The sequence below is a fragment of the Sinorhizobium prairiense genome (assembly GCF_029201645.2).
GTDB classification, from domain to species: Bacteria; Pseudomonadota; Alphaproteobacteria; order Rhizobiales; family Rhizobiaceae; genus Sinorhizobium; species Sinorhizobium meliloti_A.
Genome location: NZ_CP104133.1, coordinates 1,025,705 through 1,052,035 on the forward strand (window position 1 = coordinate 1,025,705; position 26,331 = coordinate 1,052,035).

General features: G+C 61.5%; 17 protein-coding genes and 8 pseudogenes. 19 read left to right on the forward strand and 6 right to left on the reverse strand.

Translation table 11 applies throughout. The features are described 5' to 3' along the window. On the forward strand, positions 1 to 1,788 hold the full coding sequence (gene ngg / locus N0Q91_RS28105) for an N-acetylglutaminylglutamine synthetase (protein WP_275598809.1): 1,788 nt from the start codon (positions 1 to 3) through the stop codon (positions 1,786 to 1,788). A 7-nt stretch (positions 1,789 to 1,795) separates the two neighbouring features. Here the strand turns inward: ngg and N0Q91_RS28110 are convergent, their stop codons facing one another. Next, positions 1,796 to 2,866: a LacI family DNA-binding transcriptional regulator gene (locus N0Q91_RS28110; RefSeq protein WP_100672310.1), complete on the reverse strand. Its 1,071-nt coding sequence runs from the start codon at positions 2,864 to 2,866 to the stop codon at positions 1,796 to 1,798. Between the two features lie 272 nt (positions 2,867 to 3,138). Here N0Q91_RS28110 and N0Q91_RS28115 point away from each other — a divergent pair, with 272 nt between their 5' ends. The 7 genes and pseudogenes from N0Q91_RS28115 to N0Q91_RS28145 all read left to right on the forward strand — a co-directional run bounded on the left by N0Q91_RS28115 (position 3,139) and on the right by N0Q91_RS28145 (position 10,813). Then, entirely contained in the window at positions 3,139 to 4,131 is a 993-nt protein-coding gene (locus tag N0Q91_RS28115; protein WP_275598810.1) for an autoinducer 2 ABC transporter substrate-binding protein, read from the forward strand. Between the two features lie 108 nt (positions 4,132 to 4,239). After that, the gene (locus tag N0Q91_RS28120) at positions 4,240 to 5,769 is read left to right on the forward strand and encodes a sugar ABC transporter ATP-binding protein (RefSeq protein WP_275598811.1); all 1,530 of its coding nucleotides are present in this window, start codon (positions 4,240 to 4,242) and stop codon (positions 5,767 to 5,769) included. After that, on the forward strand, positions 5,762 to 6,763 hold the full coding sequence (locus N0Q91_RS28125) for an ABC transporter permease (protein WP_275598812.1): 1,002 nt from the start codon (positions 5,762 to 5,764) through the stop codon (positions 6,761 to 6,763). Before N0Q91_RS28120 ends, N0Q91_RS28125 begins: the two co-directional genes overlap by 8 nt. Continuing rightward, a pseudogene (locus N0Q91_RS28130) lies at positions 6,760 to 7,759 on the forward strand (ABC transporter permease). Before N0Q91_RS28125 ends, N0Q91_RS28130 begins: the two are co-directional and overlap by 4 nt. 2 nt (positions 7,760 to 7,761) lie before the next feature. After that, positions 7,762 to 8,610: a sugar phosphate isomerase/epimerase family protein gene (locus tag N0Q91_RS28135; protein WP_026168976.1), complete on the forward strand. Its 849-nt coding sequence runs from the start codon at positions 7,762 to 7,764 to the stop codon at positions 8,608 to 8,610. A 46-nt stretch (positions 8,611 to 8,656) separates the two neighbouring features. Continuing rightward, positions 8,657 to 10,128: pseudogene (locus N0Q91_RS28140) on the forward strand (FGGY family carbohydrate kinase). After that, complete coding sequence (locus N0Q91_RS28145) at positions 10,121 to 10,813, forward strand: class II aldolase/adducin family protein (protein WP_275598813.1); 693 nt, start codon at positions 10,121 to 10,123, stop codon at positions 10,811 to 10,813. Before N0Q91_RS28140 ends, N0Q91_RS28145 begins: the two are co-directional and overlap by 8 nt. A gap of 111 nt (positions 10,814 to 10,924) precedes the next feature. Here the strand turns inward: N0Q91_RS28145 and N0Q91_RS28150 are convergent, their stop codons facing one another. Both N0Q91_RS28150 and N0Q91_RS28155 read right to left on the reverse strand, forming a co-directional pair. After that, positions 10,925 to 11,674: a DUF899 family protein gene (locus N0Q91_RS28150; RefSeq protein WP_345774947.1), complete on the reverse strand. Its 750-nt coding sequence runs from the start codon at positions 11,672 to 11,674 to the stop codon at positions 10,925 to 10,927. Between the two features lie 189 nt (positions 11,675 to 11,863). Beyond that, positions 11,864 to 12,441: pseudogene (locus N0Q91_RS28155) on the reverse strand (cysteine hydrolase family protein). Between the two features lie 519 nt (positions 12,442 to 12,960). Between N0Q91_RS28155 and N0Q91_RS28160 the strand changes: the two are divergent. Continuing rightward, a pseudogene (locus N0Q91_RS28160) lies at positions 12,961 to 13,397 on the forward strand (type II 3-dehydroquinate dehydratase). A 101-nt stretch (positions 13,398 to 13,498) separates the two neighbouring features. On the opposite strand, the pseudogene N0Q91_RS28165 reads toward N0Q91_RS28160, so the two are convergent. After that, positions 13,499 to 13,686, reverse strand: a pseudogene (locus tag N0Q91_RS28165) (IS110 family transposase); the annotation flags it as partial. Positions 13,687 to 13,979: 293 nt separating this feature from the next. Here N0Q91_RS28165 and N0Q91_RS28170 point away from each other — a divergent pair. The 10 genes and pseudogenes from N0Q91_RS28170 to N0Q91_RS28215 all read left to right on the forward strand — a co-directional run bounded on the left by N0Q91_RS28170 (position 13,980) and on the right by N0Q91_RS28215 (position 22,728). Next, positions 13,980 to 15,098 (forward strand): nucleotidyltransferase family protein, encoded by a 1,119-nt coding sequence (locus tag N0Q91_RS28170; RefSeq protein WP_275598815.1) that lies wholly within the window; start codon positions 13,980 to 13,982, stop codon positions 15,096 to 15,098. A 281-nt stretch (positions 15,099 to 15,379) separates the two neighbouring features. Continuing rightward, positions 15,380 to 16,603: an extracellular solute-binding protein gene (locus N0Q91_RS28175; protein WP_275598816.1), complete on the forward strand. Its 1,224-nt coding sequence runs from the start codon at positions 15,380 to 15,382 to the stop codon at positions 16,601 to 16,603. 116 nt (positions 16,604 to 16,719) lie between these two features. Then, entirely contained in the window at positions 16,720 to 17,373 is a 654-nt protein-coding gene (locus tag N0Q91_RS28180; protein ID WP_275598817.1) for a carbohydrate ABC transporter permease, read from the forward strand. Next, positions 17,373 to 17,744, forward strand: coding sequence for a carbohydrate ABC transporter permease (locus N0Q91_RS28185; protein ID WP_275598818.1), 372 nt, complete (start codon positions 17,373 to 17,375; stop codon positions 17,742 to 17,744). The genes N0Q91_RS28180 and N0Q91_RS28185 overlap by 1 nt, the downstream gene beginning before the upstream one ends. Next, positions 17,744 to 19,134: pseudogene (locus N0Q91_RS28190) on the forward strand (carbohydrate ABC transporter permease). Before N0Q91_RS28185 ends, N0Q91_RS28190 begins: the two are co-directional and overlap by 1 nt. A gap of 347 nt (positions 19,135 to 19,481) precedes the next feature. Beyond that, positions 19,482 to 19,790, forward strand: coding sequence for a hypothetical protein (locus N0Q91_RS28195; protein ID WP_275598820.1), 309 nt, complete (start codon positions 19,482 to 19,484; stop codon positions 19,788 to 19,790). A 132-nt stretch (positions 19,791 to 19,922) separates the two neighbouring features. Beyond that, positions 19,923 to 20,802 (forward strand): annotated as a pseudogene (locus N0Q91_RS28200) (hypothetical protein). After that, positions 20,789 to 21,127: pseudogene (locus tag N0Q91_RS28205) on the forward strand (GXWXG domain-containing protein); the annotation flags it as partial. The pseudogenes N0Q91_RS28200 and N0Q91_RS28205, both read left to right, overlap by 14 nt. 68 nt (positions 21,128 to 21,195) lie before the next feature. Then, entirely contained in the window at positions 21,196 to 21,633 is a 438-nt protein-coding gene (locus N0Q91_RS28210; protein ID WP_102762681.1) for a VOC family protein, read from the forward strand. Between the two features lie 849 nt (positions 21,634 to 22,482). After that, on the forward strand, positions 22,483 to 22,728 hold the full coding sequence (locus N0Q91_RS28215; RefSeq protein WP_102762682.1) for a DUF1127 domain-containing protein: 246 nt from the start codon (positions 22,483 to 22,485) through the stop codon (positions 22,726 to 22,728). A 443-nt stretch (positions 22,729 to 23,171) separates the two neighbouring features. Here the strand turns inward: N0Q91_RS28215 and N0Q91_RS28220 are convergent, their stop codons facing one another. Further along, positions 23,172 to 24,782 carry a GMC family oxidoreductase gene (locus N0Q91_RS28220; RefSeq protein WP_275599750.1) on the reverse strand — a complete coding sequence of 537 codons (1,611 nt, stop codon included), beginning with the start codon at positions 24,780 to 24,782 and terminating at the stop codon, positions 23,172 to 23,174. Positions 24,783 to 24,790: 8 nt separating this feature from the next. Further along, positions 24,791 to 26,320, reverse strand: a complete 1,530-nt coding sequence (locus N0Q91_RS28225; protein WP_275598821.1) for an FGGY-family carbohydrate kinase — start codon at positions 26,318 to 26,320, stop codon at positions 24,791 to 24,793. Positions 26,321 to 26,331: the final 11 nt, after the last annotated feature.

Sequence of the window (26,331 nt, forward strand, 5' to 3'; positions counted from 1 at the left end):
ATGAAGAAGACGCGCGAGATCGCATTGCCGCGTCAACGCAGCAAGGGCACCAAGGCAGTCACGCACCGTTTGAACCGGCTGCGGACGCACACCCAGCCGGGGCGCGACGCCGAGGGGTCGAGGGCCTCCGGAGGGGCGAAGCGGGATGTCGTGCTCGACTGCGGTTGGGGCAGGCTCCTGTTCGCCCAGACGTTTTCCGACGACGAGAAGCTGTTGTCCGAGTTGCGCGAGGAGGCTCCCTCGAGCCGGGATATCGCCTTTTACGTACGGGACCCGCACGTGCTTCTGTCACGGGCGCCTCAGGAAATTTTCCTCGACCCGTCGCACACGTACCGGCTCGACCTGTGGACCTACCGTGCAAACACCCGCCGCACGCGAGGCATCACGATCCGCAGGCTCGCGTCGGAAGCTGACGGAGACGGCATCAACCGGGTCTATGCCGCCTGCGGCATGGTCCAGATCCGATCCGATTTCTTCTCTTCCGAGCGGGACGACCGATCGCTGACCTATTTCGTGGCGCAGGACGACGCCACGGGCGAAATCGTCGGCACCGTCACCGGGATCGACCATCAGAGACTGTTCGACGATCCGGACCGCGGCGCTTCGCTGTGGTGTCTCGCGGTGCATCCGCAGGCGCGCCAGCCGGGCATCGGCGAACATCTGGTCCGCAAGCTTGCCGAGCATTTCCAGGCACGCGGCCTTTCCTATGTCGACCTGTCGGTCATGCACGACAATACGCTGGCGATCGGGCTTTATGAGAAGCTGAACTTCCGCCGCATGCCGCTTTTCGCCATCAAGCGAAAGAACGCGATCAACGAGAAGTTTTTCGCGATTCCGCATCAATCCTACGATGCGCTCAATCCCTATGCGCGGCTCATCGTCGACGAGGCGACGCGGCGCGGGATCCATGTCGAGATCACCGACGCGGAAGGCGGGTTCTTCCGCCTCTCCCATGGCGGCCGCTCGATTCATTGCCGCGAGAGCCTTTCGGAACTGACTTCGGGCGTCGCGATGTCGATCTGTGACGACAAGGCGATTACGCGCCGCATGGTCTCCACGGCGGGCCTTGTCGTGCCGGACCAGATGGAAGTGGGGGAGGACCGCGAGGCAGTTCGCGCCTTTCTCGAAAAACACGGCAAGCTGGTGGTCAAGCCGGCGCGCGGCGAGCAGGGCCGGGGCATCTCGGTCGGCATCACGACGATGGAAGCGCTGGAGGAGGCAATCGCATCGGCCCGTCAGGTCTGCGACCGGGTCCTGCTGGAAGCCTTTTTCGAGGGAGAAGACCTCCGTCTCGTGATCATCGACTATACGCTTGTTGCCGCCGCGGTTCGCTTGCCCCCGCGCGTCATCGGCGACGGCCGCAGCAAGATCGCCTCCCTCATCGGGAAACAGTCGCGCCGCCGCGAGGCCGCTACGGGTGGCGAAAGCCGGATTCCGCTCGACGCGGAGACGGATCGCTGCCTTGCGGAACAGGGTCTCGATCTCGAAACGATACTGGCCGAGGGGCGGGAGATTACGGTTCGCAAGGCCGCCAACCTCCATGCGGGCGGGTCGATCCATGACGTGACGGAGATCGTGCATCCCGATCTTGTCGAGGCCGCCTGCAGTGCGGCGCGGGCAATCAACATCCCGGTGGTCGGCATCGACCTGATGGTCCGCGATCCGGCGGAACCGGACTACGTGTTCATCGAGGCCAACGAGCGTCCCGGCCTGGCAAACCACGAGCCGCAGCCGACGGCGGCGAGCTTCATCGAGCTGCTTTTCCCCGGCAGCCGCACGGCGGTGTAGCAGCCCGTCACTCTTGCGGTATCTCGCTGTCCATCAGCGCGTCGAGCGGCCCGGTCAAGGCCGTTCTCGGCGGCACGAGCTGCGGCTCGATCATGTGTATTTGCAAGGGCGCTCTCGGTTCTTCGATCACTTCGAAGGCCTTGGCGATCATTCCCTCGATATTCTGCCGGATCATGATGACGGGGAAGGGGAGAAAGGAGGCGAACGGGTCGTAGTCGTAGCATCCGACGACCAGATCCGTGAAATTCTCGAGCGGATGCTCGGCCATGAAACGCAGCAATCCCTCGAAATTTATCGATGAGTTGACGAAGAAGCCGCGTGGCAGTTTTCCATGCTGTTCGTAGAAAGCTTCGAAGGCCTTTCGCGCGTTGTCGGCGGCATAGCCGGTCGGCCATATGCATTCGTCCGGGTCGGCGCCCAGCAACTCCTCCTTCACGGCGCGGAAGCCGCGTATGCGCTCGCGTGTGGCGTGATCGTCGCGGCCCCCGAACAGGTAGAGATCGTCGGGCTCGAGCGGCCGCTCGGCGGGGAAGTGGCGGATGATCGCCTCGGTCAGCAGGCGGCCGCCTTCGAAATTGTCGCTGATCACCGACGGCACTTTCGTACCGGGAAGATCGATATTGATATGCTTCAGGCCGGCCGCTTCGCAGACCTCGTGCACGCCATCGGGATCCGTCGCGCCGCAGATGAACAATTCGTCGATGGAATAGGAGATCAGCGTTTCGGCCGTCCTGCGCTCCTCCTCCGGATCGCGGCTGGCACTGACGACGATCGGACATTGACCTTTGCTGCGCACATGCGCCTCGAAGGTCTGGGCGAGCGAAGAAAAGTAGCGGTTGTCGTGCACGGGCAGGAGCAGGCCGACGAGGCCGGAGCGGGAGCTGCGCAAGCCCCGTGCTTGCCGGTTGGCAGTGTACTGATGCGTTTCGGCGAGGTTCCGGATGAGCTCCGCGGTGCTTTCCTTGATCCGTCGTTTGCGCCACGTGCCGTTCAGCACCGCGCTGACGGTGGAGGGCGAGCTCCCGGACAGCACCGAAAGATCATAGATGGTCGCCTTTTTCCTGCCGCCGTTCGTCATCTGACCTCCTCCAAACTCCGGAAAACCGATGCGCGCGTTTTCTGGAATTGCTCTAGTGCCGATTTCGGCTTGACGTAAGATTAACTCTGCACGATAGTCATTGCACCATCGATTGTGCAAAAAAGAAATATCGATTGTGCAAATCGTAGGTGCCGTCTGAGGAGGCGGCCGTCGGCGGCGGGACATTCCCTCCCGTCCAAGAGAATCGAGCTGGAGGCCGGCGCATGACGCGCCCGGGAGCGTTCCCTTGGGGGAACATGTGGAGGAGAGACATGATCAGGAAAATTCTTGCCGCCGCCCTGGCGGCGTCGCTTTCGCTTGCGGGTGCCTATACCGCCACTGCGCAGGATACGGGCAAGGTCGGTGTCGTCGTCAAGATCGGCGGCATACCGTGGTTCAACGCCATGGAGGCCGGTATCAAGGAACGCGGCGAAAAGCTCGGTGTCGACGCCTTCATGGTCGGGCCGACCAGTGCCGACCCGGCACTGCAGGTTCGCGCGATCGAAGATCTGATCGCCCAGAACGTCAAAGTCATCGGCGTCGTACCCAACGACGCCAAGGTGTTGGAGCCGGTCCTCACCAAGGCCAGGGAAAAGGGCATTATCGTCATCACGCATGAATCCCCCAGCCAGAAGGGCGCGGATTGGGACTTCGAACTCGCGTCAGCCACCGGCTTCGGTGAGGCGCATGCAAAGCTGCTTGCGGAGAAGATGGGCGGCAAGGGCGAATATGCCGTCTTCGTCGGCTCGCTGACGGTGCCGTTGCACAATGCCTGGGCCGACGCGGCAATTGAATACATCAAGAAGAACCATCCCGAGATGACGCTCGTCGGCGATCGCTACGGCGTCGCAGAGGATGTGGACAAGAGCCGCTCGACGGCTCTCGACCTGATCTCCGCTCATCCGAATCTCAAGGGCTTCCTCGCTTTCGGAAGCCAGGGGCCGATCGGCGCCGGCCGCGCCATCGAGGAGCGCCGCAAGGTCGGCGAGATCTTCGTGCTCGGGCCCTTCTCGCCCGGCCAGGGCCAGAAGCTCATCAAGTCCGATGCGATCTCCGGCGGCTTCATGTGGAATCCCAAGCAGGCAGGCGAAGTCTTCGTGACGCTCGCCGACAAGCTCATGAAGGGCGAGGAGATCAAGGATGGCGAGGAGATCGAAGGTCTCGGCGTGATCCACCCCGATTTCGAAAACCGCAACATCATCGTCGACCAACTCGTGCCGATCAACAAGGAGACGGTCGCCGACCTCGCCGCAATGGGCCTCTGAACGGATAGAAGCGGGGCGGGAGCCAAGCGCATCCCGCCCCGCCAACGGGTTCTCCCGGCTGCTGGGCCGGCTCCGGCCGGCCTGGCAGATCCTCTGGAAACACCATCGATGGGCCTCGATAGCATGCACCAGTCGGCAAGCGCGGCGAGCACGGACAAGCCGCTTCTGTCTCTTCGCAACATCAACATGACTTTCGGCGGCGTCAAGGCACTGAAGAATGTCAGCTTCGACGTGCGCCCGGGCGAGGTCCATTGCCTCGCCGGAGAGAACGGCTGCGGCAAGAGCACACTCATCAAGGTGATCACGGGCGTCTACCGCCCGGCCGAAGGGGCGGTCATCGAATATGAAGGCGAAACCTATTCGCATATGTCGCCGGTTACCGCACAGGATCGCGGCATTCAGGTCATCTGGCAGGACCTTGCGCTTTTCCCTGAAATGAGCGTCGCGGAAAACATCGCCTTCCACGAGGTGCTCGGCGGGCGGCCGCGGCTGGTGGATTACGGCCGCATGCGCAGGATCGCGGTCGATGCGCTGGCCCGGCTGGGCATCACCCTCGACGTGGACCTGCCGCTCAAGGAATATGCAATCGCCCAGCGTCAGATCGTGGCGATTGCCCGGGCGCTGGTCGGGGAGGCGAAACTCGTCTTCATGGACGAGCCGACGGCATCGCTGACGCAATCGGAAACGGACCATCTGCTCGAAATCGTCCGCAGCCTGTCCGCCTCCGGCGTTGCGGTCGTCTTCGTCAGCCACCGGCTTGCCGAGGTTTTGGAGATTTCAAGCCGGATCACGGTGTTGCGCGACGGCGCGCTGGTCGGGGTCTATCCCGCTGCCGGCATGACGCAGTCGAAAATCACCGAACTCATGACCGGCAAGACCTTCGATCAGCACGTCCGCGCGCGCCCGAAGGAGGGCCAGCCGGCCATTCTGGAGGTTCGCGGCCTCACCAGGCCGGGCGACTTCGAAGACATTTCGCTGACCGTTCGCCGCGGCGAAACGGTCGGCATAACCGGTCTGCTCGGGGCAGGGAGGACCGAGCTGGCGCTCGCCCTCTTCGGCATGCTCAAGCCCGCATCCGGGACGATCAGTATCGATGGCGGGGAGGTCCGCTTCGGCTCGAACCGCGAGGCGATCAGGGCCGGCGTCGCTTATCTGTCGGAGGACCGGTTGTCACTCGGGCTCATCCAGCCGCAGGCAATCGCCGACAATCTGGTTATCGCCTCGCTGCACAAGATTCTCTCCGGGGGGCTTCTTTCCGACGATCGCAAACGAAGTCTCGTCTCCCGCTGGATCGCCGATCTCGGCGTCAAGATCGGCCATCAGGCCGACGCGATATCGACGCTTTCCGGCGGCAACCAGCAGCGCGTGGCGATCGCCAAATGGCTTGCCACCGATCCCAAACTGCTGATCCTCGATTCGCCCACAGTCGGCGTCGACGTCGGGGCACGGGCCGGGATCTTCGACATCGTCGCCAAGCTCGCCGAGAGCGGGCTTGCGATTATCCTGATCTCGGACGAGGTGCCGGAAGTCTATTTCAACGCCGACCGTGTCCTGCACATGGCCCAGGGCCGCATCGTCGGAACCTATGATCCGCGCCAGTCGCGGCTGGAAGACATCGAGGCGGCCGTCTATGCGTAGCTTGATCCGCACTCACGCGACGGAATTTTCGCTGCTGGCGGTGATCGTCGTCATCAGTGCCGTGCTCTCCTTCGCAACGGCGAATTTCTTCTCGCTCGGCAACGCCTTCGATCTCCTGAACATCAGCGCCGTCAACATCATCTTCGCCGTCGGCCTCCTGGTGGTGCTGATCGCCGGCGGCATCGACATCTCCTTCGCCGTGGCCGCTTCCGTCGTCCAATACGGCACGGCGATCGCGCTCGGCTGGATCGGCGGCGGCGGCTGGATCTCCGGGCTTCTCATCGCCGGTTCGCTGGGCGTGCTGCTCGGCTGCTTCAATGCCTTTCTGATCCACCGCTTCCGGATCATTTCGATCGTCGCCACGATCTCTACCTTCAATATCTATTTCGGATTGCTGATGTTCTTCACCCGCGGCGTGTCGATCTACGACCTGCCTGACTGGCTGACGGACCGCGTGATCCTCTTCGAACGTGAAATGCCCGACGGTACCTGGATCGAGATCACGCTTCCGGTTCTCGTCATGGTCGTCTGCGTCATTGCGACCTGGACGCTGATCACGCGGACGACGACGGGCCGCCAGCTTTACGCCTTCGGCGACAATCCGGAAGGCGCCCGCCGTTTCGGCATCAATATCGGTGCCATGCAATTCATTGCCTTCGGCTGGCTTGGCCTCATGGCCGGCATAGGCGGCCTCATCCAGGCGCACTATGCTCAGGAAGTCGTGCCGAACGCGCTTTATGGCCGCGAACTCGACGTGCTCGCCGCGGTCGTGCTCGGCGGCGCGCGCCTCGGCGGCGGCAAGGGCACCGTCCTCGGCTGCGTGCTCGGCGTGCTTCTGATCTCGATCACTCAGAACGGACTGAACCTGATGGGCGTGTCGCCCTTCGCCTTCAAGATGATTATCGGCGCGATCATTCTGATCGCCATCACGCTTTCCAACACCCGGATAGAGCGCCTGCTGCCTTTTGTCGGTCAGAAGGGAACGGGCCGATGACCACAGTCTTCGAAAGGATCAAGGCCGCCATGGGGCCGGAAATGGCTGGTCCGGGGCTCGCCTTCGTCGCGGTCGTCCTCGTCTTCGGGATCGCCTCGCCGCAATTTCTCAGCGCCGCGACCTTCGGCTCCGTCGCCTTCCAGCTGCCGGAACTCGGGCTCCTGACGCTTGCCATGCTGCTGCCGATCCTGACCGGCGGCCTCAATCTCGCAATTACCTTCACCGCCAATCTGGCCGGACTGACCCTTGCCTGGGTCCTCAAGGCGAACGGAGGGGCCGACGCGGGCTTCGGAATCTTCCTCGTCGGCTCCCTCCTCGCCGTGATGGTCGGTGCGGCAAGCGGAGTCATCATGGGCCTGGTGATCGCGTTCACACGCGCCCATCCGATCCTCGTCTCCCTGTCGATGATGATCTTCCTGCGCGGGCTTGGCGAGTTCCTGACGCGCGGGGGCGACATCTCCGGATTTCCGCCCTTCGTCGGCGTGATCGGCCACGGCTCCGTCGCCGGCATTCCCGTCCCGCTGATCGTTTTCGTCGTCTGCGTGCTCGCCTGGCATCTGCTTCTCGGTCGCACAAAGCTCGGCTTCAACACCTATATGATCGGCTCGAATCTCGAGGCGACGCGCTATTCAGGCATCAACACGCGCAAGGCGATCGTGCTTGTCTACACGCTTTCCGGGGTCATGTGCGCGATCGCCGGCATCATCATGTTGGCGCGCTTCAATTCGGTGCGCATCGGTCATGGCGAGTCCTATCTGCTGATCACGGTGCTCGCGTGCTTCCTCGGCGGCGTCAATCCGTTCGGGGGCTTCGGCCGGGTGATCCCCGTCTTCGTCGCGCTGGTGGTGCTGCAGCTTCTTTCGTCCGGGCTCAATCTCGTCGGAGCCAACCAGCATCTCGCGACCGCCGTCTGGGGCATCCTTCTCGTCGGCGTGATGATTCTGCGTTGGGTCGTTTCCAAAATTCAGGATTTCAATTATCAGAAGAGGATCATGACGATGCAGGGTTTTGGCGTACATACGAGCATGTGGACGATGAACTGGGACCGTCCCGGCGCCGAACGGGCGGTAGCCGCCGCGGTCAAATACAAGGTCGATTTCATCGAGATCCCCATGCTCAATCCGCCTGCCGTCGACACGGAGCACACGCGCGCCCTGCTCGAGAAGAACCGGCTGCGCGCGGTCTGCTCGCTCGGCCTGCCGGAGCCGGCGTGGGCCTCGGTGCGGCCCGAGGCGGCGATCGACCATCTGAAGATCGCAATCGACAAGACTGCCGATCTCGGCGGCGAGGCGCTGTCGGGCGTCATCTATGGCGGCATCGGCGAGCGCACCGGCGTGCCGCCGACTGTTCAGGAGTATGACAACATCGCCCGCGTGCTGCAGGCCGCGGCCAAGCACGCCAAGTCGCGCGGCATCGAGCTTGGCGTCGAAGCCGTCAATCGCTACGAGAACCACCTGATCAATACCGGCTGGCAGGCGGTCAAGATGATCGAGCGGGTCGGAGCCGACAACGTCTTCGTGCACCTCGATACCTATCACATGAACATCGAGGAAAAGGGCGTCGGCAAAGGCATTCTCGATGCCCGCGAGTACCTGAAATACATCCATCTTTCCGAAAGCGACCGCGGCACGCCGGGCTACGGCACCTGCGGCTGGGACGAGATTTTCTCGACGCTTGCGGCGATCGGCTTCAAGGGTGGTCTTGCCATGGAAAGCTTCATCAATATGCCGCCGGAAGTGGCTTATGGCCTTGCCGTCTGGCGTCCGGTCGCAAAGGACGAGGAGGAAGTGATGGGCAACGGTCTGCCGTTCCTGCGCAACAAGGCCACGCAATACGGCTTGATCTGAACGAGGTTGGCGCGAGCACGGCCGGGGAGAAGAGACGGTGGATGCGATGAACAGTCGAGACAGCGGCGCGGCTCCGGTCGCGGTTCTCGACATCGGCAAGACCAACGTCAAGCTGAGCGCGGTCGGGGCCGACGGGACGGTGGCGGAGACGATCAGCGTTCCCAATCCCGTCCTCCCCGGGTCTCCCTGGCGCCACCATGACCTCACGAAGCTGGGCGAATGGGTTTTCGCGACGTTGGCGGCTCTGTCGCGGCGCCATGAACTTGCCGCCGTCGTCGCGGCCGGGCACGGCTCGGGCGGCGTTCTGACCGGTCCCGACCCGGGGGCGGCGATGGTGCGGCGCTTCCTATGGTCGATTACGAGCAGCCGTTGCCGCCGGATATCCGCGACGGCTATATCCCGCTTGCCGGTACGTTTCTCGACCGCGGCAGCGCGACCATGCATGGCGCGACCCATCAGGCCCGCCAGCTCTATTGGATGGAGGAGCGCGAACCGGAAGCTTTCGGGAAAGCGCGCTGGTATCTCGGCCTGCCGCAATATTGGGCCTGGCGGCTTTCCGGCGTCGCCGCGTCTGAAGCGAGCTTTCTCGGGGCACAGTCGCATCTCTGGAATGTCGCCGAAAGGCGCTTCTCGCCGATCGTCGATGCCCGCGGCTGGGAGCGGCTGATGCCGCCCTTTGCCAATGCCTGGCAGACGCTTGGGCCGATCCGGCCCGAACTCGTCCGCAGGTTCGGACTTCCGGCAGAAATGCGCGTCCTCACCGGCGGCCACGACAGCAGCCTCAATCATTATCGCTATCACGCCGCGGGACTTCGAGATTTCACGGTGATCTCGACGGGTACCTGGATCGTCGGCTTTTCACGAACGACACCGATCAAGCGCCTCGACGAGCACCGGGGCATGACGCTTAACAGCGACGTTTTCGGAAACTGCCTCGGCGGGATTCTGACGATGGGCGGGCGGGAATTCTCCCAAATCGCCGGTTCCAATCCGCCGACGGACGATGCCCCCATCGAGGTCCTCTGGCGTCTGGTTGCGCAGCGGACCATCGCGGTGCCCTCCTTCGGCGACGACGATGGTCTTTTCCCCGGCAGCGCCGGAAGCGGGCGCATCCTTGGACCTGTGGCCGAGACGGCAATGGAGCGCAAGGCCCTGGCGCTCCTCTATTGTGCGCTGCTGACGGTGGAGTGCATCGAGGCACTTTCCGCGGATCGCCTCATCGTGCTCGACGGCAGCTTCCTGCGCGATCCTCTTTATGCGGGCGTGGTTGCGGCATTGCTTCCCGAGCGCCAGGTGCGCTTCAATCTCGACGCCTATGGTGTTGCCGCCGGTGCGGCGCTGCTTGCCGGTCACGAGACGCGTAAGGGGCCGGCGCCGCTTGCCCTCAGCGAGCCCGTCGATCTTGCGCGGCTCAATCCCGAACTTTCCCGCTATGCCGCCGATTGGCGCGCGATCGCCCGCGCAATGCCGGGCAACAGAGATAAATTCCGGAACACGAAAGGAAATCTTCATGGCTGAGACGGACAAGCTGGCACTCCGGCGGGAAATGGTGGACATCTGCCGACGGATGAATTCGAGCGGCATCAACCAGGGCACGGCCGGCAATCTTTCCGTCCGCACCGATGACGGCTTCCTCATCACGCCGTCCTCCATGCCCTATGACACGATGCAGCCGGACGATCTGGTGGAAATGGGATTCGACGGCACCTATGTGGGCCACCGCCCCTCATCGGAGTGGCGCTTCCATCGCGACATTCTGCGCGTGCGCACCGATATCGACGTGGTCCTGCATTGCCATTCGATCTACGCGACGACGCTCGCCTGCCATCACAAGACCATTCCGAGCTTTCACTACATGACGGGGATTGCCGGCGGCACCACGATCCGCTGCGCCGAATATGCGACCTTCGGAACGCAGGCGCTCTCCGACAACGCGCTTATTGCCCTCAAGGACCGTTTGGCCTGCCTGCTCGGGCAGCACGGTCAGATATCGCTCGGCAAAACGCTGGAACAGGCATTGTGGCTTGCAATCGAGGTGGAGACGCTATCGCGGATCTATGTTCAGGCCCTGACGCTCGGGGAGCCGCCCGTACTGCCGGACGACGAAATGGAGCGGGTGATCGCCCAGATGCGGCGTATGAGTTATGGCCAGGCGCCGGACCCGGAGGGAGTGAACGACGTGGCGCGCCCGCGCGTGTCGTGAAGCCAGGCAGAGGGGGTGGCCACTCTTCGTGGGTGATCTCCCTCGCCCTTCCGCCGCGGATCGCCTTCGCCGCCCAATTGCGTTCGAATAGCACCTCGGCAAAGCGGGTTGTCAGCCTTGGTACTCGAACTGTTCGTCGGTATTCGGCCGCCCTCCGGGAGTGAGGTCCAAGAGGGTCCACATCGGCTCGACAGTGCCCAAATGCCGTGGATCCTGCCCCGGCTCGGCCGGCCAGAACAACAGTTCAGAGGCCCAGCTCAGCCTGATCAGCCCGTCCGCGCCTTTGTGAAACACGGTAAGGATCGGCAATTGCTGGCCCTCCGCGTCCTCGCCGTTGTAGTCGCGTTTGAAGCTATTGTTCGCGGCAGAAAGGAGCTTCAGCCTGCGCCAGCCCCGATGAGCGGCAAAGGCGGCAACCTGCTCTATAGGCGCCTTTGCAACAGCCGCGATGTTTACGCCCATACCCTCTACGTGCGGCACCGCTCCCTCCCAGTTGTCGAGTAGGGCAGTGCAAGACGGGCACGGACCGTCTTCGATCGGCAGCTCTGCCATCGGCCCGCTGCTCGGTTTGGGCCGCTTATCGCTGCGATGGCGAGGGAACATATAATGGTAGAGGATCAAGACATCGGTGCCGGGCCGAAACAGCTCTGAGAGTCGCACCTTCGCCGATGTCCCCTTTCCGTCCATGTGGTCGAATTCATAGTCCTCGGGAACGACCCCGCCAGGGGGAGTGCTCGGATCTCTGCGGCCACGGATTCCATTTCGCGCCTGAGTGCTGCTTCGCGCTGCAGTAGCTTGTCGCGAGCGGTGCGATAACTTGAACTTTCGTTCGGAAACGTTATGCCCATGGGGCCACTCCATTGAAGCGATGAGCCGGAGTGTAACACAGCCCAGGGAGTCCCGCTCAGCCGGCTGGTCGGTCGCCGAAAGGCCGTCGGCCGCGAGACTGCCGTCAGGACCGTTCAACACCTCTGGCTCACAATTTGCTCAGCTCGTCCTTCTAAGGTCGCGTAGGGATCCAGGAACAGCTCCGCTTGTTTCGCGCAGGCTCTAAAATGACGATAACCACTCCTCGGTGTTCATAACCTTTACTTGAACTGAGAAGCGCTTGCTGAGAAGTTCCAGCGATGCATCGTGCGTTTGATCGGTCGCGCTACATACCGCATCCTTCAGCAGGATAATATTATAGCCGAGATCGATAGCCCCAAGCGTCGCGGCCAGCACGCAGATGTCCGTCTCGCCTCCTGTTAGGACCAGTGTGCCGATATCCTGATGAAGCAAGGCGCTATGCAGGCGACCATCCGTCCAGGGCGAATAGGTCCTTTTGTCAAAAATGCGCGCTGGCGGCACGAATCTTTCAGGTCCGGAACCAGATCCACCAGAACCGGATCAAGTTGGGTGGTCGTCATCATCGGCCATTTCTCGTAGTACGCCCTCCACATGCCTGGCAGTTCCTCAGGAGCGGACGGCGGCACGAAACGCGTGAATATCGTGCGCTCCGGAAACCGGCCTGCAACCTCAACAACCTGGTCGAATACCTTCGGCATCCAGGTAACCTGCCAAGGAGTATCCTCGGCGAACATGCGCTGCATATCTATGCACAGATGCGTCCATTTTTCCGGATTCATTTGCTACGCATCGTCCTTCTTCTGAGAGCGACATGACGGTAAGAACTCCAACAGAGGAGTGGAGTTCCAGCTCTCACGGACTGGCCAGGTGCGCGAAACGCTCGGATTGGCTGCGGTGACGCTGCAAACGTTATGAAACGCCAGTTCTGCGGCCCTACGACACCCTTGATTTGCTGGAGAATGAATGGCCGAACCACGGAGAGCGCAAGTGGTGGACGAGCTTATACCTATCGGCTCCTTGTTTTTCCTCAGTAAGCGTGTCGCCAGCCCACGAGGGTGTCAGAAGATGCGAGTGATCGCCGGAGTTACGCAATGCTTCAAGCTTGCTGATCAACAGGTTCAGCCCTGTGAATTCGTGCCGAACTGCGACCTGAGCGTGTGACGCTAACCGACACGTCGCATTTGCGCGAGTAGTTTCTTGCGGAAGACTTCTGCGGGCGTTCGGTAGCCTAAACACTTCCGCGGCGTCGAGCTCTGGCTGCCAAGGCTGCTTGGTTACCAGGGCTGATGGGAGTGATCATGAAGCCGATCTACGTTCTGAACGGGCCTAACCTCAACCGCCTTGGCAAGCGAGAGCCTGAAATCTACGGGACGACGACACTGGCCGAAGTCGAGGCCTGGTGCCGGGAGGCGGCGGGAGATCGGCCGGTAGAGTTTCGTCAGACCAATAGCGAAGAACAGTGATCGACTGGGTTCATGAAGCAATCGACGAGGGCGAGGGGATCATTATCAATCCTGCCGCCTTCACGTTCACCTCGGTCGCACTCCTAGACGCCCTCAAGATGTTCAAGGGGCCGATTATAGAATTTCACATCAGCAACGTTCATCGCCGCGAGCCAATTTATCACCGCTCCTATGTCTCGATGACGGCGACCACCGTCATGGCGGGGCTGGAGGCGGAGGGATACCCGCTGGCTGTGAAGGCGCTGGAGATGCTGATCCTGAAACAGATTTGATAGCGCACCCACGACTCAATTTAACTGTTCTCGTGATGGCAGCAGAGCGCCTTCGCCAGTTAACATCGCGGGTAGCGCGTCTAAGGAGCTGGCCCTGCGCGGCGCGCGAACCAGCCGGATGTGCGCTGAAAGTCGATCGCAATCACAGTCGGCGGACATTGCGCGAAAAAAGCCCATCGTTTCCTTACGGCGCAACTTCTTGCGCAGGATCGGTTGCAGCAGCGTTGACGCCATGCAATTGAAAGACATGTTTTGACGTATCCATGCCAATACGAATAATCTGCTCCACGGACGGCTCCCTTTGCTTGAGTTCACAACGACTCACTCTGGCACATTCGATGCCGTTCAGGGCCGTCCACCCCAACAGAAGCAAGCACTCGGCGAGGGATTAAGCTCACCAGGGATTGGCGCAAAGCCCGTTTCAGAAGATCGCATAACGTATCGGCCGGAACCTGTCTGTGGACTGGGAACAGAGCTTGGAGCGGACCGTTGTTACCATTAACGCAATTTTGGTAACAACTCCCGGGTGACATTGTAGCGAATTTCTGCTATTACCATCTATGCGAACATGGTAACAACGCAATGCAGAACATCTCGCACACCTACCAGACGCTCTACAGCGAGCTCTCGCAGCGATCTCTTGATGGCTCGTTCGCAGGCGAGTTCAATGTAGAAGGCCGGTTTATCACTGCTGAGGTGAAAGGGCGTCGATACTGGTACTTCGATCTACCGGATGGGGCGGGCGGCAAGAAGCGAACATACGTCGGCCCTGTCGAGGATCCTGAGATCACAAGACGGGTCGAAACTTTCAAAGATTTAAAGGCAGGCATCCGTGAGCGCCGAAAATTGGTGTCAACTCTCGTGCGCGAAGCGTATCTACCCCGCCCGGAAAGGCAAACGGGGGACATTGTGCAGGCGTTGGCTGAGGCCGGTTTTTTCCGGTTGCGTGGCGTCCTGATCGGTACCGTCGCCTACCAGTGTTATCCGGCAGTATTAGGCGTTCGCCTGCCGGGGACGGCAATGCTTACGGCCGATGCGGATTTCGCTCAGTTCTATTCGATTTCGGTGGCTGTGGACGATCAAGTGCCGCCCATGCTCGAGACGCTGAAGAAGGTCGATCCGACATTCAGGGAGATCCCTCACCAAGCCGACGGTCGCTTCACAACGCAGTACGCGTCTCGGAAGGGCTACAAGGTCGAATTCCTTACTCCAAATCGTGGTTCTGACGAATATGGCGGGCGACCGACACCCATGCCCGCACTCGGCGGAGCTGCGGCTCAGCCGCTCCGATTCCTCGACTATCTGATTTACCATCCGATCCGAGCCGTTCTGCTGCACGGTCCCGGCGTGCTGGTGAATGTCCCCGCTCCGCAGCGGTACGCCATTCATAAACTCATCGTCGCCAGCCGTCGCCTGACGGACGGTGACGGCATGGCGAAGAGTCGCAAGGACCGAGCACAGGCTGCCACCATAATGGAAGCCATGATCGAAACGCGACAGACGGAGGACTTGGCCGACGCCTTCATGGAAGCGTACGACCGTGGTCCAGCCTGGAAAGAGGCAATTCGCAAGAGCATAGACCAGCTCGAGAATGATGTTCGTCATCGTATTCGATCAGGGCTTACCGAGGGTATCCACAAGTTGGAGGAGAATCCCAACAACTACGATCTCCGGGAGAGAACTACGGCTTCACCCAAGTGAGACGCTGGTTGAACAGAGATCTTTCTCAACCAGGGAGCCTCCAAAGGTAAGCCTTCTGTGCTGAGAAGTGCGATAGTCAGTAAGAGGGGCGTAGCTCCTAGCCGAGCCGCTGGAGTGAAGAGGGTGAGGATATCTGAGTTCGATCAACAACGGCAGGCTGCTATTGCGGTGGTGCGCTGCTCGACGTTTTCGCATGCGAAGCTATCTACCTCCTGAGCAGCGGGAAGCCGTCTCGTAGTTGCCGCTCTGGTCCCTGATCTCTGATCGGAGGGAGGATCGATATGCCGTTCCGTCCTGCGAAAGCACTTGCCGCGGCGACCATGCTCCTTGGCTTGCCGGCGTTTGCTGAGGACACTGTGCGAGTATCGGGTTGGGGCGGGTCCGAGGTCGCCATCGTCAACGGCTTATTAACCAACGTTCTTGCCGACGAGCTCGAAACAGCCGGCATCACGGTAACGTACGAACCCGTTGATGGCGACTTTTCGCAATTCATTATCAACGGCCTTTCGGCGGGCACCGCTCCAGACCTCTTCTACGTCGATATCTTCTGGGCGCGCTCCATTTTTAGCGTCGGGCAAGCAGCACCGGTAACGGAGGACGTTTTCGGTTTTGCAGCCAATCTCCTCGAAGCCTTCACCTATGATGGGAAGCTTTACGCGATCCCGAAGGACTTCAACACGCTGGCGGTACATTTCAACAAGGACATCTTCGATGATGCGGGGGTTGCATATCCAAGCGACGACGATACCTGGACGACGCTGCAGGAGAAACTCGTAGCGGTGCACAAGGCTCTTCCGGAGGTCGATGGCCTCTGCATCGTTCCGGAATATGCCCGCTTCGGCGCCTTTGCAGTGTCGACGGGCTGGCGCCCTTTCGACAGTCGGGGAAAAACTATGCTCGATGAGCGTTTTCAGCGGGCTTTCGCTTTTTACACCGGCCTCGTGAAGTCTGGGGCCGCCGTTATGGCCGCCGACGCAGGTCAAAGCTGGAGCGGCGGTTGCTTGGCGTCCGAGCGGGCTGCCACAGCGATCGAGGGCGCCTGGATCATCAGCGCCCTGCGCGATAGTGCTCCAAACATGAGCCTCGGCACTGCCCGGATGCCGAAAGACCCTGAAAGCGGCAAACGAGGAAATATCGTCTTTACCGTCGGTTGGACCGTCAATGCGGCCTCGAAAGTCCGTAAGGCTGCTGCAAAGGTCGCCGAGCTCCTGACCACAGAGGAGGCCCAGCAATGGGTTTTGGAGCAAGGGCTGGGCCTCCCGAGCAGGACCGCTCTGGCTCACAACCCCTGGTTACGGGGCGGCCAGTCCGAACAGATGACAAGCCGAGTGGTTTTTGAAGGCCTCTCGGACGATCACGTCACGCCATATTTCTTTGGAAACGTCGGAGGAAGTTGGATGCAGCCAATCAATGCTGCGCTCAATGCTGTCATCCTCGGGGAGGCGGATGCCGACACCGCTTTGGCATCGGCACAAAGCGTCTTCGATCGGATGCTCGCAAAGTAAGGCCGAGTTCTCGGATGCGCAACGTGAAGCAGGGCACCTGCGGGAGGGGATGCATGTCGCGAGCAGGTTCGGAAGAGAGGAGCGGCTGGCTCTTCGTATTGCCCTTTACAATCTCGATGGCGCTGTTTTTCGTCTACGCGATCGTCCGGACAGCCTGCTACAGCTTTACCGATTTCGACTTGTTCAAGGGACCGGGCTTCGTCGGGCTGTCCAATTACACTGCACTCGTCTCCGATGAACTTTTCCTTATCGCCCTGCGCAACACGATCGGCTTCTCGCTCATCGTCACAACAGTCCAGAGCATGCTTGCGCTTGCCCTGGCGGTTCTCGTGAAACACGCCGTCCGGGCGAGGGGACTCATTCAAACGGTGTTTTACCTGCCGTCGATCATGTCCAGTACGGCCATGACGCTTATCTTTCTCTGGCTCTTTCAGAGAGATGGCTTCATGACCGCGACAGTCAGCGTCGTCCTTGCCTACCGCGGGCACATTCTGTTGTTCTTCATGGGCTTGGTTGCGTTGCAGGGCGCACTCGTTCTCAACGCGCGGCGCAGGTATGAAGGGATCTCGATCCTCGATCCCTTCTTTCTGCTCGCGGCCGCCTTTGGCGCATTAACGCTTGTCGTTACCTGTGCTTTCGCGGGATTGCTGCCTGTTTTCGATAACGATCTGCTTATCACCTGGTTAAATACCCAGCAGCATTTCCTTTTCATGCCGGTCACGCTGTGGTCCGTGGCGTTGATGAATGTCTTCACGACAGTCCGACGCTGATGCTGCTGTTCCTGGCGGGGCTACAGTCAATCCCAAACGCTTTGTACGACGCATCCGAGATCGACGGGGCCAATGCTTTTCAGCGATTTCGCCACATAACCGTGCCGGCGCTCAGACCGGTGACCTTCGCCGTCGTTACGATGGGCGTCATCGGCACCCTGCAGATGTTCGACCAGGTCGCTATTCTGGGGGATGCAGCGCCCCTCGCAAGCCGCGTCACGCTTGCCTACTACATTTATGAGAACGCCTTTCCGGCTGGCGCCTCGTCCAGGATTGGCGTGGCGAGTGCCGCTGCGCTCGTCCTTGGCATTCTCACAATCGCAGTCGTCTACGTGCAAAAATCGGTCGGTGTGAAGGAAAGGGCCGACTGATGGCGAGGATGACCGCCGTGACTGCTTTGCCCCCGCGCCGCCGTCTGCCGGTTGTCGCACTTCGCCGGCGGCAGCTTGCGGCACGCGCCTGGTTGTATATGACCTTTCTTGCCGTCGCGACCATAATGGGGGGATGTTCGTTCTTGCCTTCATGGCGAGCCTAAAGGTCGATCCACTCGAAAGACCATTCCGCATCTATTTCGATCAAATAAATCCGGCCGCATGGATTGCCGCGGCGCGTTTGGGACATGAGGGCGCGGGCGACGCTTTGTGGGGAGGGTTTTCTTATGGAGCCAAAGTCGAGTTCAGTGTCACCTACGCGGCGGTCGCCGACATCGTCGAACCGAAGGCCGAGATTCCCCGTCGGCGCCCGGGATCGGGCATCGCCGCTGCGCTCATGCGGGACTATGCGGCGGATTACGCGTCGATTGCCCTGAAAAGTTCCAGTTCGGCAACGATGGAGGTTCATGACGAAAGCGGCATTCGGCGAGTGTGGCAAACTCGAACATTCGTCTATGAGATCGCCTACCGTACCGACCGCCGGAACGGGCCGCGGATCGAACGCACGCCGCTCAATCTGACCGCTCCGCCTTCTCAAACGCTTATCGACAGTCCGATTTCGCCATCGCGATCCGAGCGTCGTGGACGTCTGCTGAGTTGGGACAACATCACACCAGGCGCTCTCGGGTTGATCTTCAACAACTACCGGCGCGTTATAAACGAGACGGCTGACCTGCAGACAGGGAAGAGCCTGTTCGGAAGCTGGCTGGTCAATAGTCTTGCCATCGCTACCGGGCGCCTGGTCCTGACGCTCGTCGTCGCCAGCCTTGCGGGGTATGCGCTCGCGCGGCTCAAGTTCAGGGGCAGCCGGCTACTGTTCGCAGCACTGATCTTCTCAATGACGATTCCGGCGCAAGTGACCTTCGTCTCGAACTATTTGATTTTCCGGGACCTGTCGCTTCCAAATACCCCCTGGAGCGTAATCGTTGTTTTCGTCGCCTCGGCCAATGGCCTGTTAATGAAGCAGTTTTTCGAGGGGTTCCCAAGAGAGATAGAGGAAGCTGCCATCGTCGATGGCGCTAACCGTTTTCAGGTCTTGTGGAAGATCGTTCTGCCAAACGCCAAGCCGGCTTTGTTGGTCAACGCGATTCTCGCCTTTCAAGGCGCTTGGAACGACTTCTTTTGGCCCCTTGTCCTTATCACCAGCCCACCTGAAGCGCTGACGGTCCAAGTCGGGCTCCTCAGCCTACGTCGTTCGTTTGGGGGTGTGCAGGGCGATTGGGGCCTGGTTCTGGCAGGTGCGTTCCTCTCGGTCGTGCCGGTCCTCATCCTTTTCGTGCTCTTCCAGCGGCACATTGTCCCCACTCAGTTTACTAAGGGCGTCACATAAACTCCCGGTTTGGTGGCTACCCGGAGAGATCGTCCAGGCCGGATAGTCTGACACAGCGCAGTCTCAGACGGCGGCAAGCATAGGCGGGCAGGAACCGCATTGCGACTTAGATAGGCTCCGACAATCCGGCTTGTCAGCTCCAGCTTCCGCTCCGCATTGCTCGAACCCGATTCGCTCAATATCGTCTCCTTTGCTTGCTGTCGTTCAGTCCGGTTCGGTCAAAGTGCAGGTATTTCGGCCGGAACGAAGGCGGCAGACGGTTATTTCCGGAAGGGGCGCCGCAAGCGAAACTACCAGCCGCCGGAGGCGTTCTTCATCCCGTGAGTTTAACATCAGGAGAACAGCCAATGGCGGACGACAGCACCACGACAATCCGGGCCACGTTCGAAACACGCGAAGCAGCCGATCTGGCAGTCGAGCATCTGGTCCAGCAGCACGGGATTTCGAGGCCCGATATCTTCGTTCAGTCGGCAAGCGACCGGAACACTGCGGGTGCGAGGCCCTCGGGCGGGGATGCCTCTCATGACGGGGGCGCCCGTCGAGACGCGCCGCTCGCAGGCGAGATCGAGGTCTCGGCCGATATCGCGTCCAGCCAGGTCACCGCCGTCCGGCGCAGTCTTGGAGATGCCGGCGCCATCCGTGTGTCGAGCCGCTGAGCATGGCCAACAATCTTGCAAAATACAGCGCCATACGGGATTTCAAGAAGACTAGCGAACCGTGCGGCGAGACGCATGTCAGATCAAGGCGGACAGGGTGATCTCTGAAGCGTGGCTGCCAGGCGATGTGATATGGAACGAAAGGACACATCCGAACCACGCCCGCGTGAGGGTGCAACGACCGAGTTGCCGCGCGACCGGATAACGGTCGCGCGGTTTCGGGAGGCGTTCCCGCGCGCTAGGTGGAGCGATCGCCTCAATGCCTGGTTCGTACCGGGCCGTACCGCCGAGAAGCGGATCGGCCGATGGCTGGCCGAGATGGAGGCTGAAGAAGATAGATTCGCCGACGAGAAGGGTCGGGACGTCTTTGCCTTCGAGCCGATCGAAAGCCGCTACCTTGAGGCGGCACCGGCAACCCTCCAGATCCGGACGCCCTATTCACGGACTGTGGTCAACGAAATCCGCGAAATTCCTTACGCGCGTTGGGACGCCGATCGCCGCCTCTGGACGGTGCCCTGACCGCTCATTTGAAGAACTCCGGCAACGCTGGCCGGCAATCGAGGCGGCCGCCGAGCGCAATGAGCCGGAAGCAAGGCGGGCGCGGCGCGAGGCGATCGAGGGGACCGAGCAGGACGAAGCACGCAGAGCCAGGACAAGGGAGCGGCGGCGGAAGCGCTACCCGGCTCCCAGCAATGACGCCCCGCCCTTGGACCGCGCGATCGGCACGCATGTCGGCGTCGTGTTCTTTATCGGCACTGACGGAGAACTGGCGGACCCCACCACGGTCAGCGCATTCTACTTTCCCGCAGTGGATGGCGAGGAGTATGTCTGGGCGTCGTGGCGGCCGGGCTCGCTGGACGAACTAGTGGCAACTTGGCCGTCGCGGACGCCACCGGAACAGCACGAACTGAATCGCGGCTGGTGGATGCCGACGCTCGAGGAGTTACGAGACGCGCGCCGCAACGCCAGATCCAGACGGCGGGTCAAAAAGCGCCAGCATAAGGACAACTGATCCGCTGAAAGACCAGCGGAGAGCGCTTGAGGCGTTCCAAAGCCTGCCGCCGATCGAGCCGCGCGAACTCGTCGGCCTATGAAAAGGGCGTAGCATTCCGGCCGACCATTCGTTCGACGGTGTGATGGAAAATTTCGGCTGGTTCGGCAAGCGCTTCAACTCGGACATGCGCGCGGACGCCTTGCTGTTTCGCTCAGGCGAGCGCCGCCTGATCGCCATCGATACAAGGTGGATACCGCTTGGCCTGCCGCTGCGTTTCCACCAAGTCGGCAGGACGCGGGTCGCGGGAAACCTGTTTTCATATCTTGAGCGCCGTCTTCGGGCACTTCAAGTGTCCGTTGTTAGACCAGGCGATACCTTGTAGGTTGGAACGACACCCGGGAGATTGGAAACATGGCGCTCAAGCGGATGGACAACGTCGGAATCGTCGTCGAAGATCTCGAAGGGACGATTGAGTTCTTTCGCGAGCTCGGCCTCGAGCTCGAAGGGCAGGCCACGATCGAAGGAGAATGGGCGGGACGTGTTACTGGGCTGGGCGATCAGCATGTCGAAATTGCCATGATGCGCACCCCTGATGGACACAGCCGGCTAGAGCTCTCCCGCTTCCTCAGGCCATCGGTCGTCGCGGATCACCGGAACGCCCCGGTCAACGCTCTCGGCTACCTCCGCGTCATGTTCACCGTCGACGACATAAACGAGACGCTGGACAGGCTTCGCAGCCGCGGCGCGCAGCTCGTAGGCGAAGTCGTCGACTATGAAGACGTCTATCGGCTCTGCTACATCCGTGGGCCCGAAGGGCTTCTCATCGGACTCGCCCAAGAACTCGGCTGAGCAACATGTCAGAAGTATGGTGCAGCGCTTTGCCAAGGCGGCGCCGAGATTGCCGCCGGCGCCGGTAACGTCTTGGACAATCACCTGCTGGCCGAGATCCTCTTTGCTTGAGTTCACAACGACTCACTCTGGCACATTTCGATGCCGTGCGGGGGCCGTCCACCCCAACAGAAGCGAGCACTCGGCGAGGGATCGAACTTACAAGGTATTGACGCAAAGCCCGTTACAGAAGATCGCTTACTCGCTGGGGCTTGAGCGGCGAAAGATTGCAAGCAGTCCTTTATTCATCGGCCTGAGGTGCCTGGGCGCCTAGCCCTTATACTCTCGATGTGCGGCAGCGGTGGGCACTGGCGAAACAGAGCATGGTTGTGGCAGGCAGACGGCCACTCTGGCGTCTTTGACTACGCCCTGAAGTCATGTCTCGGGTTTGAATTAGATCTGCTTTTTCACACCAATCTTCCCTCAGAAGTGCTCAAGAGCCTGCCCTACTGGCACGGTAAGGAAGTATATTTTTGCATATGCTCTCCATGCGTGGGCTTGATCAAAGAAAAATCAAATCTCCGGCGCGCACCGTCGCGTCTACCGGGTCTGAACACCCACGGATGCGCGGTTCGTGCGCTGCTGAGGGGGGCGCCAACGCTGGTTCCTGTTACTTCCGGAACTGCCGCAGAGGCTCAGACCGGGTACCAGTAACAAATGGATGGCTCGTGCGGGCTGAACGACGATGGCACGCGGGCTGGACGAGCCTTTGCCACCACATCTGGAACAACAAGGCGGTGGCTCCGTCGCAACAGCCGCATTGGTGAGTGTCCACCGACAGGCCGACACTCAGACCAAGAGGGAAGCACCATGTCTAAGACCTCCTTCAACACCAATCCGTCGCCCTTTTTGACCACGGCACTAGGCACAGCCTTCTCGAGCTGCGTGGCACAGGTGGCCCAGGCAATCCACCGTCGCCGACAAAGCGGTCGTGCACGCGGGTGCGCTCTGCAGGAAATGCCGGATTACATCCTCAAGGACATCGGCGTGACGCGTTTCGAAATTGAATACCTCGTCAAATCTGGACGAGCCTGCAAACGCCGCAAAAGCGAGTGAAGCGGCCGAATGCCACCGTCTCTCACATCGAAACTATTGAGAATGACCATGAACACACACCTTCTCTCCAGCGCTCTGTCCCACAGCGATCCTCTTCGTCGCCGCTCCGGCCCTTGCCGATGACGCGAAGTACCGCCTGGCGAAGAACACTGAACTGAACCGCCAGCTTCCGAGGGACGGGTATCGACGCTGGCGGCATAGTCCAGCAGCCCAGCACGATGAGCACAATGCCTCGCACGAAACCATTGAAGCAGGATCAATCCGGGCCCGCGCCGCCACGTCGCCGGTCAGTTCCAGCGCCTTTTGGAGTTGGACGGCCCACGCTCACGTTCGAGGGTCGATTTCCAGGATGCATCATCCGCCCCGAGACCCGTCACCTGGGGTGGATGAGGACGCCGCGTGCGGTTTCGTCATGAGTTTCGAAATCGTGATCTAGTCTTAGATTAGTGGCGGAGGATCGCCTCCGCCGCCTTTTCCGCAATCATGATGACAGGTGAATTGGTGTTGCCAGAGACGATGGCCGGCATGATCGACGCGTCGACGACGCGCAAGCCAGTAATCCCGTGGACTTTCAGCGAAGAATCCACCACTGCCATTGGGTCGCTGCCCATCTTGCAGGTTCCCACCGGGTGGAAGATCGTCGTCGCGATGTCGCCTGCCCGGCGGACAAGTTCATCCTCGCTTTGGAACCCCGCGCCGGGCAGTATTTCCGTCGGCTTGAATCTTGCAATGGCCTTCGTCGCCATGAGATTGCGAGCGTGGCGGATCGCTCGTGCCGCAAGCAGCCGGTCGCCGGCAGTGGACAGATAGTTCGGCCGGATGTCCGGCGCGGCGGATGATTGCGTTGTCGTGACATGCACGCTCCCCCGGCTTTCCGGCCTCAGATTGCAGACCGAGACCGTGACGGCCGGGTAGCTGTGGAGCGGCTCTCCCAATCGGTCGGTGCTCAGCGGCTGGACATGGTATTCGAGGTCGGGGGTTGCGACGGAGGGGCTGCTTTTCGCGAATATGCCGAGTTGGCTCGGTGCCATCGACAGCGGGCCGGACCGCCTCAGCATGTATTCGAAGCCCATTCTCATGCGGGAAAAAATGCTGTGATAGAGCTGGTTCAGCGTCTTCGCGCCTTCGATCCGGAATACGGTGCGGATCTGAAGATGATCCTGCAGGTTCTCGCCAACCCCGGGGAGGTGGTGGACGACCTGCGCGCCGGCTGCCGAGACGACGTCCGGCCGGCCCACCCCGGATAGTTCGAGGATTTTCGGCGAGTTGATCGCGCCCGCAGAGAGGATGACCTCGCGCGTGGCGCGCGCCACGTGGATGCGGCCGTCCGACCGGAAGCGCACGCCCTTCGTCCGGCGGCCGTCGAAGATCAGACGCTCGGTCTCGGCGCCCGTCAGCACCCGAAGGTTCGGCCGCTTCATGGCGGGGCGCAGGAACGCCTTGGTCGTGTTCCAGCGCAGGCCGCCGCGCTGGTTCACCTCGAAATAGCCGGATCCCTCGTTATCGCCCGTGTTGAAATCCTCGGTCTTCGGAATGCCGAGCTCTTCGGCGGCATCGCGAAAGGCATCAAGGATCGGCCAGGACAGACGCTGCCGTTCGACTCGCCATTCCCCGCCGGCGCCATGCAACGGCGACTTGCCGCGGAAGTTGTCCTCCGACTTCAGGAAATAGGGCAGAACATCGTCCCAGCCCCAGCCGGTATTGCCGGCCTGACGCCAGCCGTCGTAGTCGGCCGCCTGCCCACGCATATAGATCATGCCGTTGATGGAAGAGCAGCCGCCGAGCAGCTTGCCGCGAGGATAGGGGAGGCTGCGGCCGTTGAGACCGGGTTCCGCGGCCGTCCTCATCATCCAGTCGGTGCGCGGATTGCCCATGCAGTAGAGATAGCCGATCGGCACATGCACCCAGTGATAACGGTCGCTGCCGCCGGCTTCGAGCAGCAGGACCCGGTTTTTCGGGTCGGCGGAAAGCCGGTTGGCAAGGACGCAGCCCGCGGAGCCGGCGCCGATGACGATGAAATCGTAACTGCCCGCATCGGCGATCGTCTCGTTCATATCCGCGTTCACGCCGCAACTCCCGCCGTGATGGCCTGCATTGCCGAAAGCCGGCGCCAGATCGGGGTCATGGCGTCCGCGATGTCCCTGTAAAGCGCGTATCGCCGGGCATAATGGGCCTCCAGCGCCCTGTTCGGACGATAGTGCCGCTCGGTTCTCACCATCGCGGCCGCACCCTCGGCGAAGTCGGAGAAAATGCCGACACCGGTGCCGGCGGCGATTGCCGCCCCCAGGGCGCCCGTCTCACGCGAGCGGGCCACGGAGACCGGGACGCCGAGGACGTCGGCGAATATCTGCGGCCATATGAGACTGCGCGAACCGCCGCCGGAAAGGATCGCCTCGTCGAAGGCCGCACCTGCTTTGCGCATCGTCTCTATGTGCTGGCGGTGACCGAATGCCACGCCTTCGAGTACTGCGCGCACGAGGTGGCCTTTCGTGTGCCAGCCGGCGATCCCGTAGAACCCGGCGCGCGCGCTGCCGTCCTGCTGGGCGCCGTAGAGATAGGGGTGGTAGATGGGGTCGTCGGAGGCCGGATCGCTTGAGGAGGCTAGCTCGCAGCAGAGGTCGAAGGGCGAACGCCCATCGGAGCGCACCTCGGAAAAGAACTCCCGCACCAGCCATTCGAGGTTTGCGGCGGAGGTCGCGCTGGACTCGATCGCCATATAGCGGTCGCGGTCGAAGGTGGAGGACATGAACACCGGTCCCTCCAGCTCCGGGCTTTCGATGATCACCTGATTGATGCTCCAGGTCCCGGCGATGATGGAAGCTGCCCCGGTGCGGGTGACCCCCGAGCCGATCGCCGAGGCGACCACGTCGAAGAGCCCGCCGACCACCGGCGTTCCGGCGGCAAGCCCCGTCTCGGCTGCGGCCGCTTCGGTGATGCGACCGGCGACGTCGGCGCTTTCCACCAGCGGCGGCAGGAGGTCGATCGTTTCGGAGAGCCCGTAAGCTGCCATGAGTTCCCGGTCGTAGTGCCGGCCGGCGACGTTGAGCAAACCGCAGCCGGTCATGTCCGAGACGTCGCTGACGCGCGCGCCCGTCAGCCGGTTGACGATGAAATCCTTGCAGAGAAAGACCGTGCCGATGCTGGCGAAGACCTCCGGCCGGTGTCGTTTCAGCCAGGCGAGAAGCGTGGGGGTCTGCGAAGGCCAGGGCCGTTGCTGGCCGATCGGATAGGTCCGGTCGCCGACACCTTGCGAGGTCCACTCTTCGACAAGCGCCGCCGCACGGGTGTCGAGCGACTGTATGCCGAGAAGCGGACGCCCCTCGAGGTCGAGCGCGTAGAGCCCGTTGCCATGGCCGGCGCAGCCGATGGCGGCGATTTCGCCGGCGTCGATCCCAGCCTCATCGACGCATGTGCGGATGACCCGGCGGGCATTCTCCCATAGCTCGTCCAGGCTGCGCTCGACATGGCCTGGGAACGGCATCCGGCTGTGCCCTTCCGCCGCGGCCGAAGCGATTTCCTTGCCCTGCCGGTCGAAGATCACCGCCTTGATGACGGTGTTGCCGGCGTCGAGGCCCAAAAGATAGTCTCCCATGCTGAACCCCT

What these genes read in the sequence shown, in the direction of transcription:
- N0Q91_RS28180 (WP_275598817.1), top strand. Translation starts at nt 16,720, where the DNA reads ATGGCGCTGTTTTTCGTCTACGCGATCGTCCGGACAGCCTGCTACAGC.
- N0Q91_RS28170 (WP_275598815.1), top strand. Translation starts at nt 13,980, where the DNA reads ATGCAGAACATCTCGCACACCTACCAGACGCTCTACAGCGAGCTCTCG.
- N0Q91_RS28145 (WP_275598813.1), top strand. Translation starts at nt 10,121, where the DNA reads ATGGCTGAGACGGACAAGCTGGCACTCCGGCGGGAAATGGTGGACATC.
- N0Q91_RS28110 (WP_100672310.1), bottom strand. Translation starts at nt 2,866, where the DNA reads ATGACGAACGGCGGCAGGAAAAAGGCGACCATCTATGATCTTTCGGTG.
- N0Q91_RS28150 (WP_345774947.1), bottom strand. Translation starts at nt 11,674, where the DNA reads ATGGAGTGGCCCCATGGGCATAACGTTTCCGAACGAAAGTTCAAGTTA.
- N0Q91_RS28120 (WP_275598811.1), top strand. Translation starts at nt 4,240, where the DNA reads ATGGGCCTCGATAGCATGCACCAGTCGGCAAGCGCGGCGAGCACGGAC.
- N0Q91_RS28225 (WP_275598821.1), bottom strand. Translation starts at nt 26,320, where the DNA reads ATGGGAGACTATCTTTTGGGCCTCGACGCCGGCAACACCGTCATCAAG.
- N0Q91_RS28185 (WP_275598818.1), top strand. Translation starts at nt 17,373, where the DNA reads ATGCTGCTGTTCCTGGCGGGGCTACAGTCAATCCCAAACGCTTTGTAC.
- N0Q91_RS28210 (WP_102762681.1), top strand. Translation starts at nt 21,196, where the DNA reads ATGGCGCTCAAGCGGATGGACAACGTCGGAATCGTCGTCGAAGATCTC.
- N0Q91_RS28125 (WP_275598812.1), top strand. Translation starts at nt 5,762, where the DNA reads ATGCGTAGCTTGATCCGCACTCACGCGACGGAATTTTCGCTGCTGGCG.
- N0Q91_RS28195 (WP_275598820.1), top strand. Translation starts at nt 19,482, where the DNA reads ATGGCGGACGACAGCACCACGACAATCCGGGCCACGTTCGAAACACGC.
- N0Q91_RS28175 (WP_275598816.1), top strand. Translation starts at nt 15,380, where the DNA reads ATGCCGTTCCGTCCTGCGAAAGCACTTGCCGCGGCGACCATGCTCCTT.
- N0Q91_RS28135 (WP_026168976.1), top strand. Translation starts at nt 7,762, where the DNA reads ATGCAGGGTTTTGGCGTACATACGAGCATGTGGACGATGAACTGGGAC.
- N0Q91_RS28220 (WP_275599750.1), bottom strand. Translation starts at nt 24,782, where the DNA reads ATGAACGAGACGATCGCCGATGCGGGCAGTTACGATTTCATCGTCATC.
- ngg (WP_275598809.1), top strand. Translation starts at nt 1, where the DNA reads ATGAAGAAGACGCGCGAGATCGCATTGCCGCGTCAACGCAGCAAGGGC.
- N0Q91_RS28215 (WP_102762682.1), top strand. Translation starts at nt 22,483, where the DNA reads ATGTCTAAGACCTCCTTCAACACCAATCCGTCGCCCTTTTTGACCACG.
- N0Q91_RS28115 (WP_275598810.1), top strand. Translation starts at nt 3,139, where the DNA reads ATGATCAGGAAAATTCTTGCCGCCGCCCTGGCGGCGTCGCTTTCGCTT.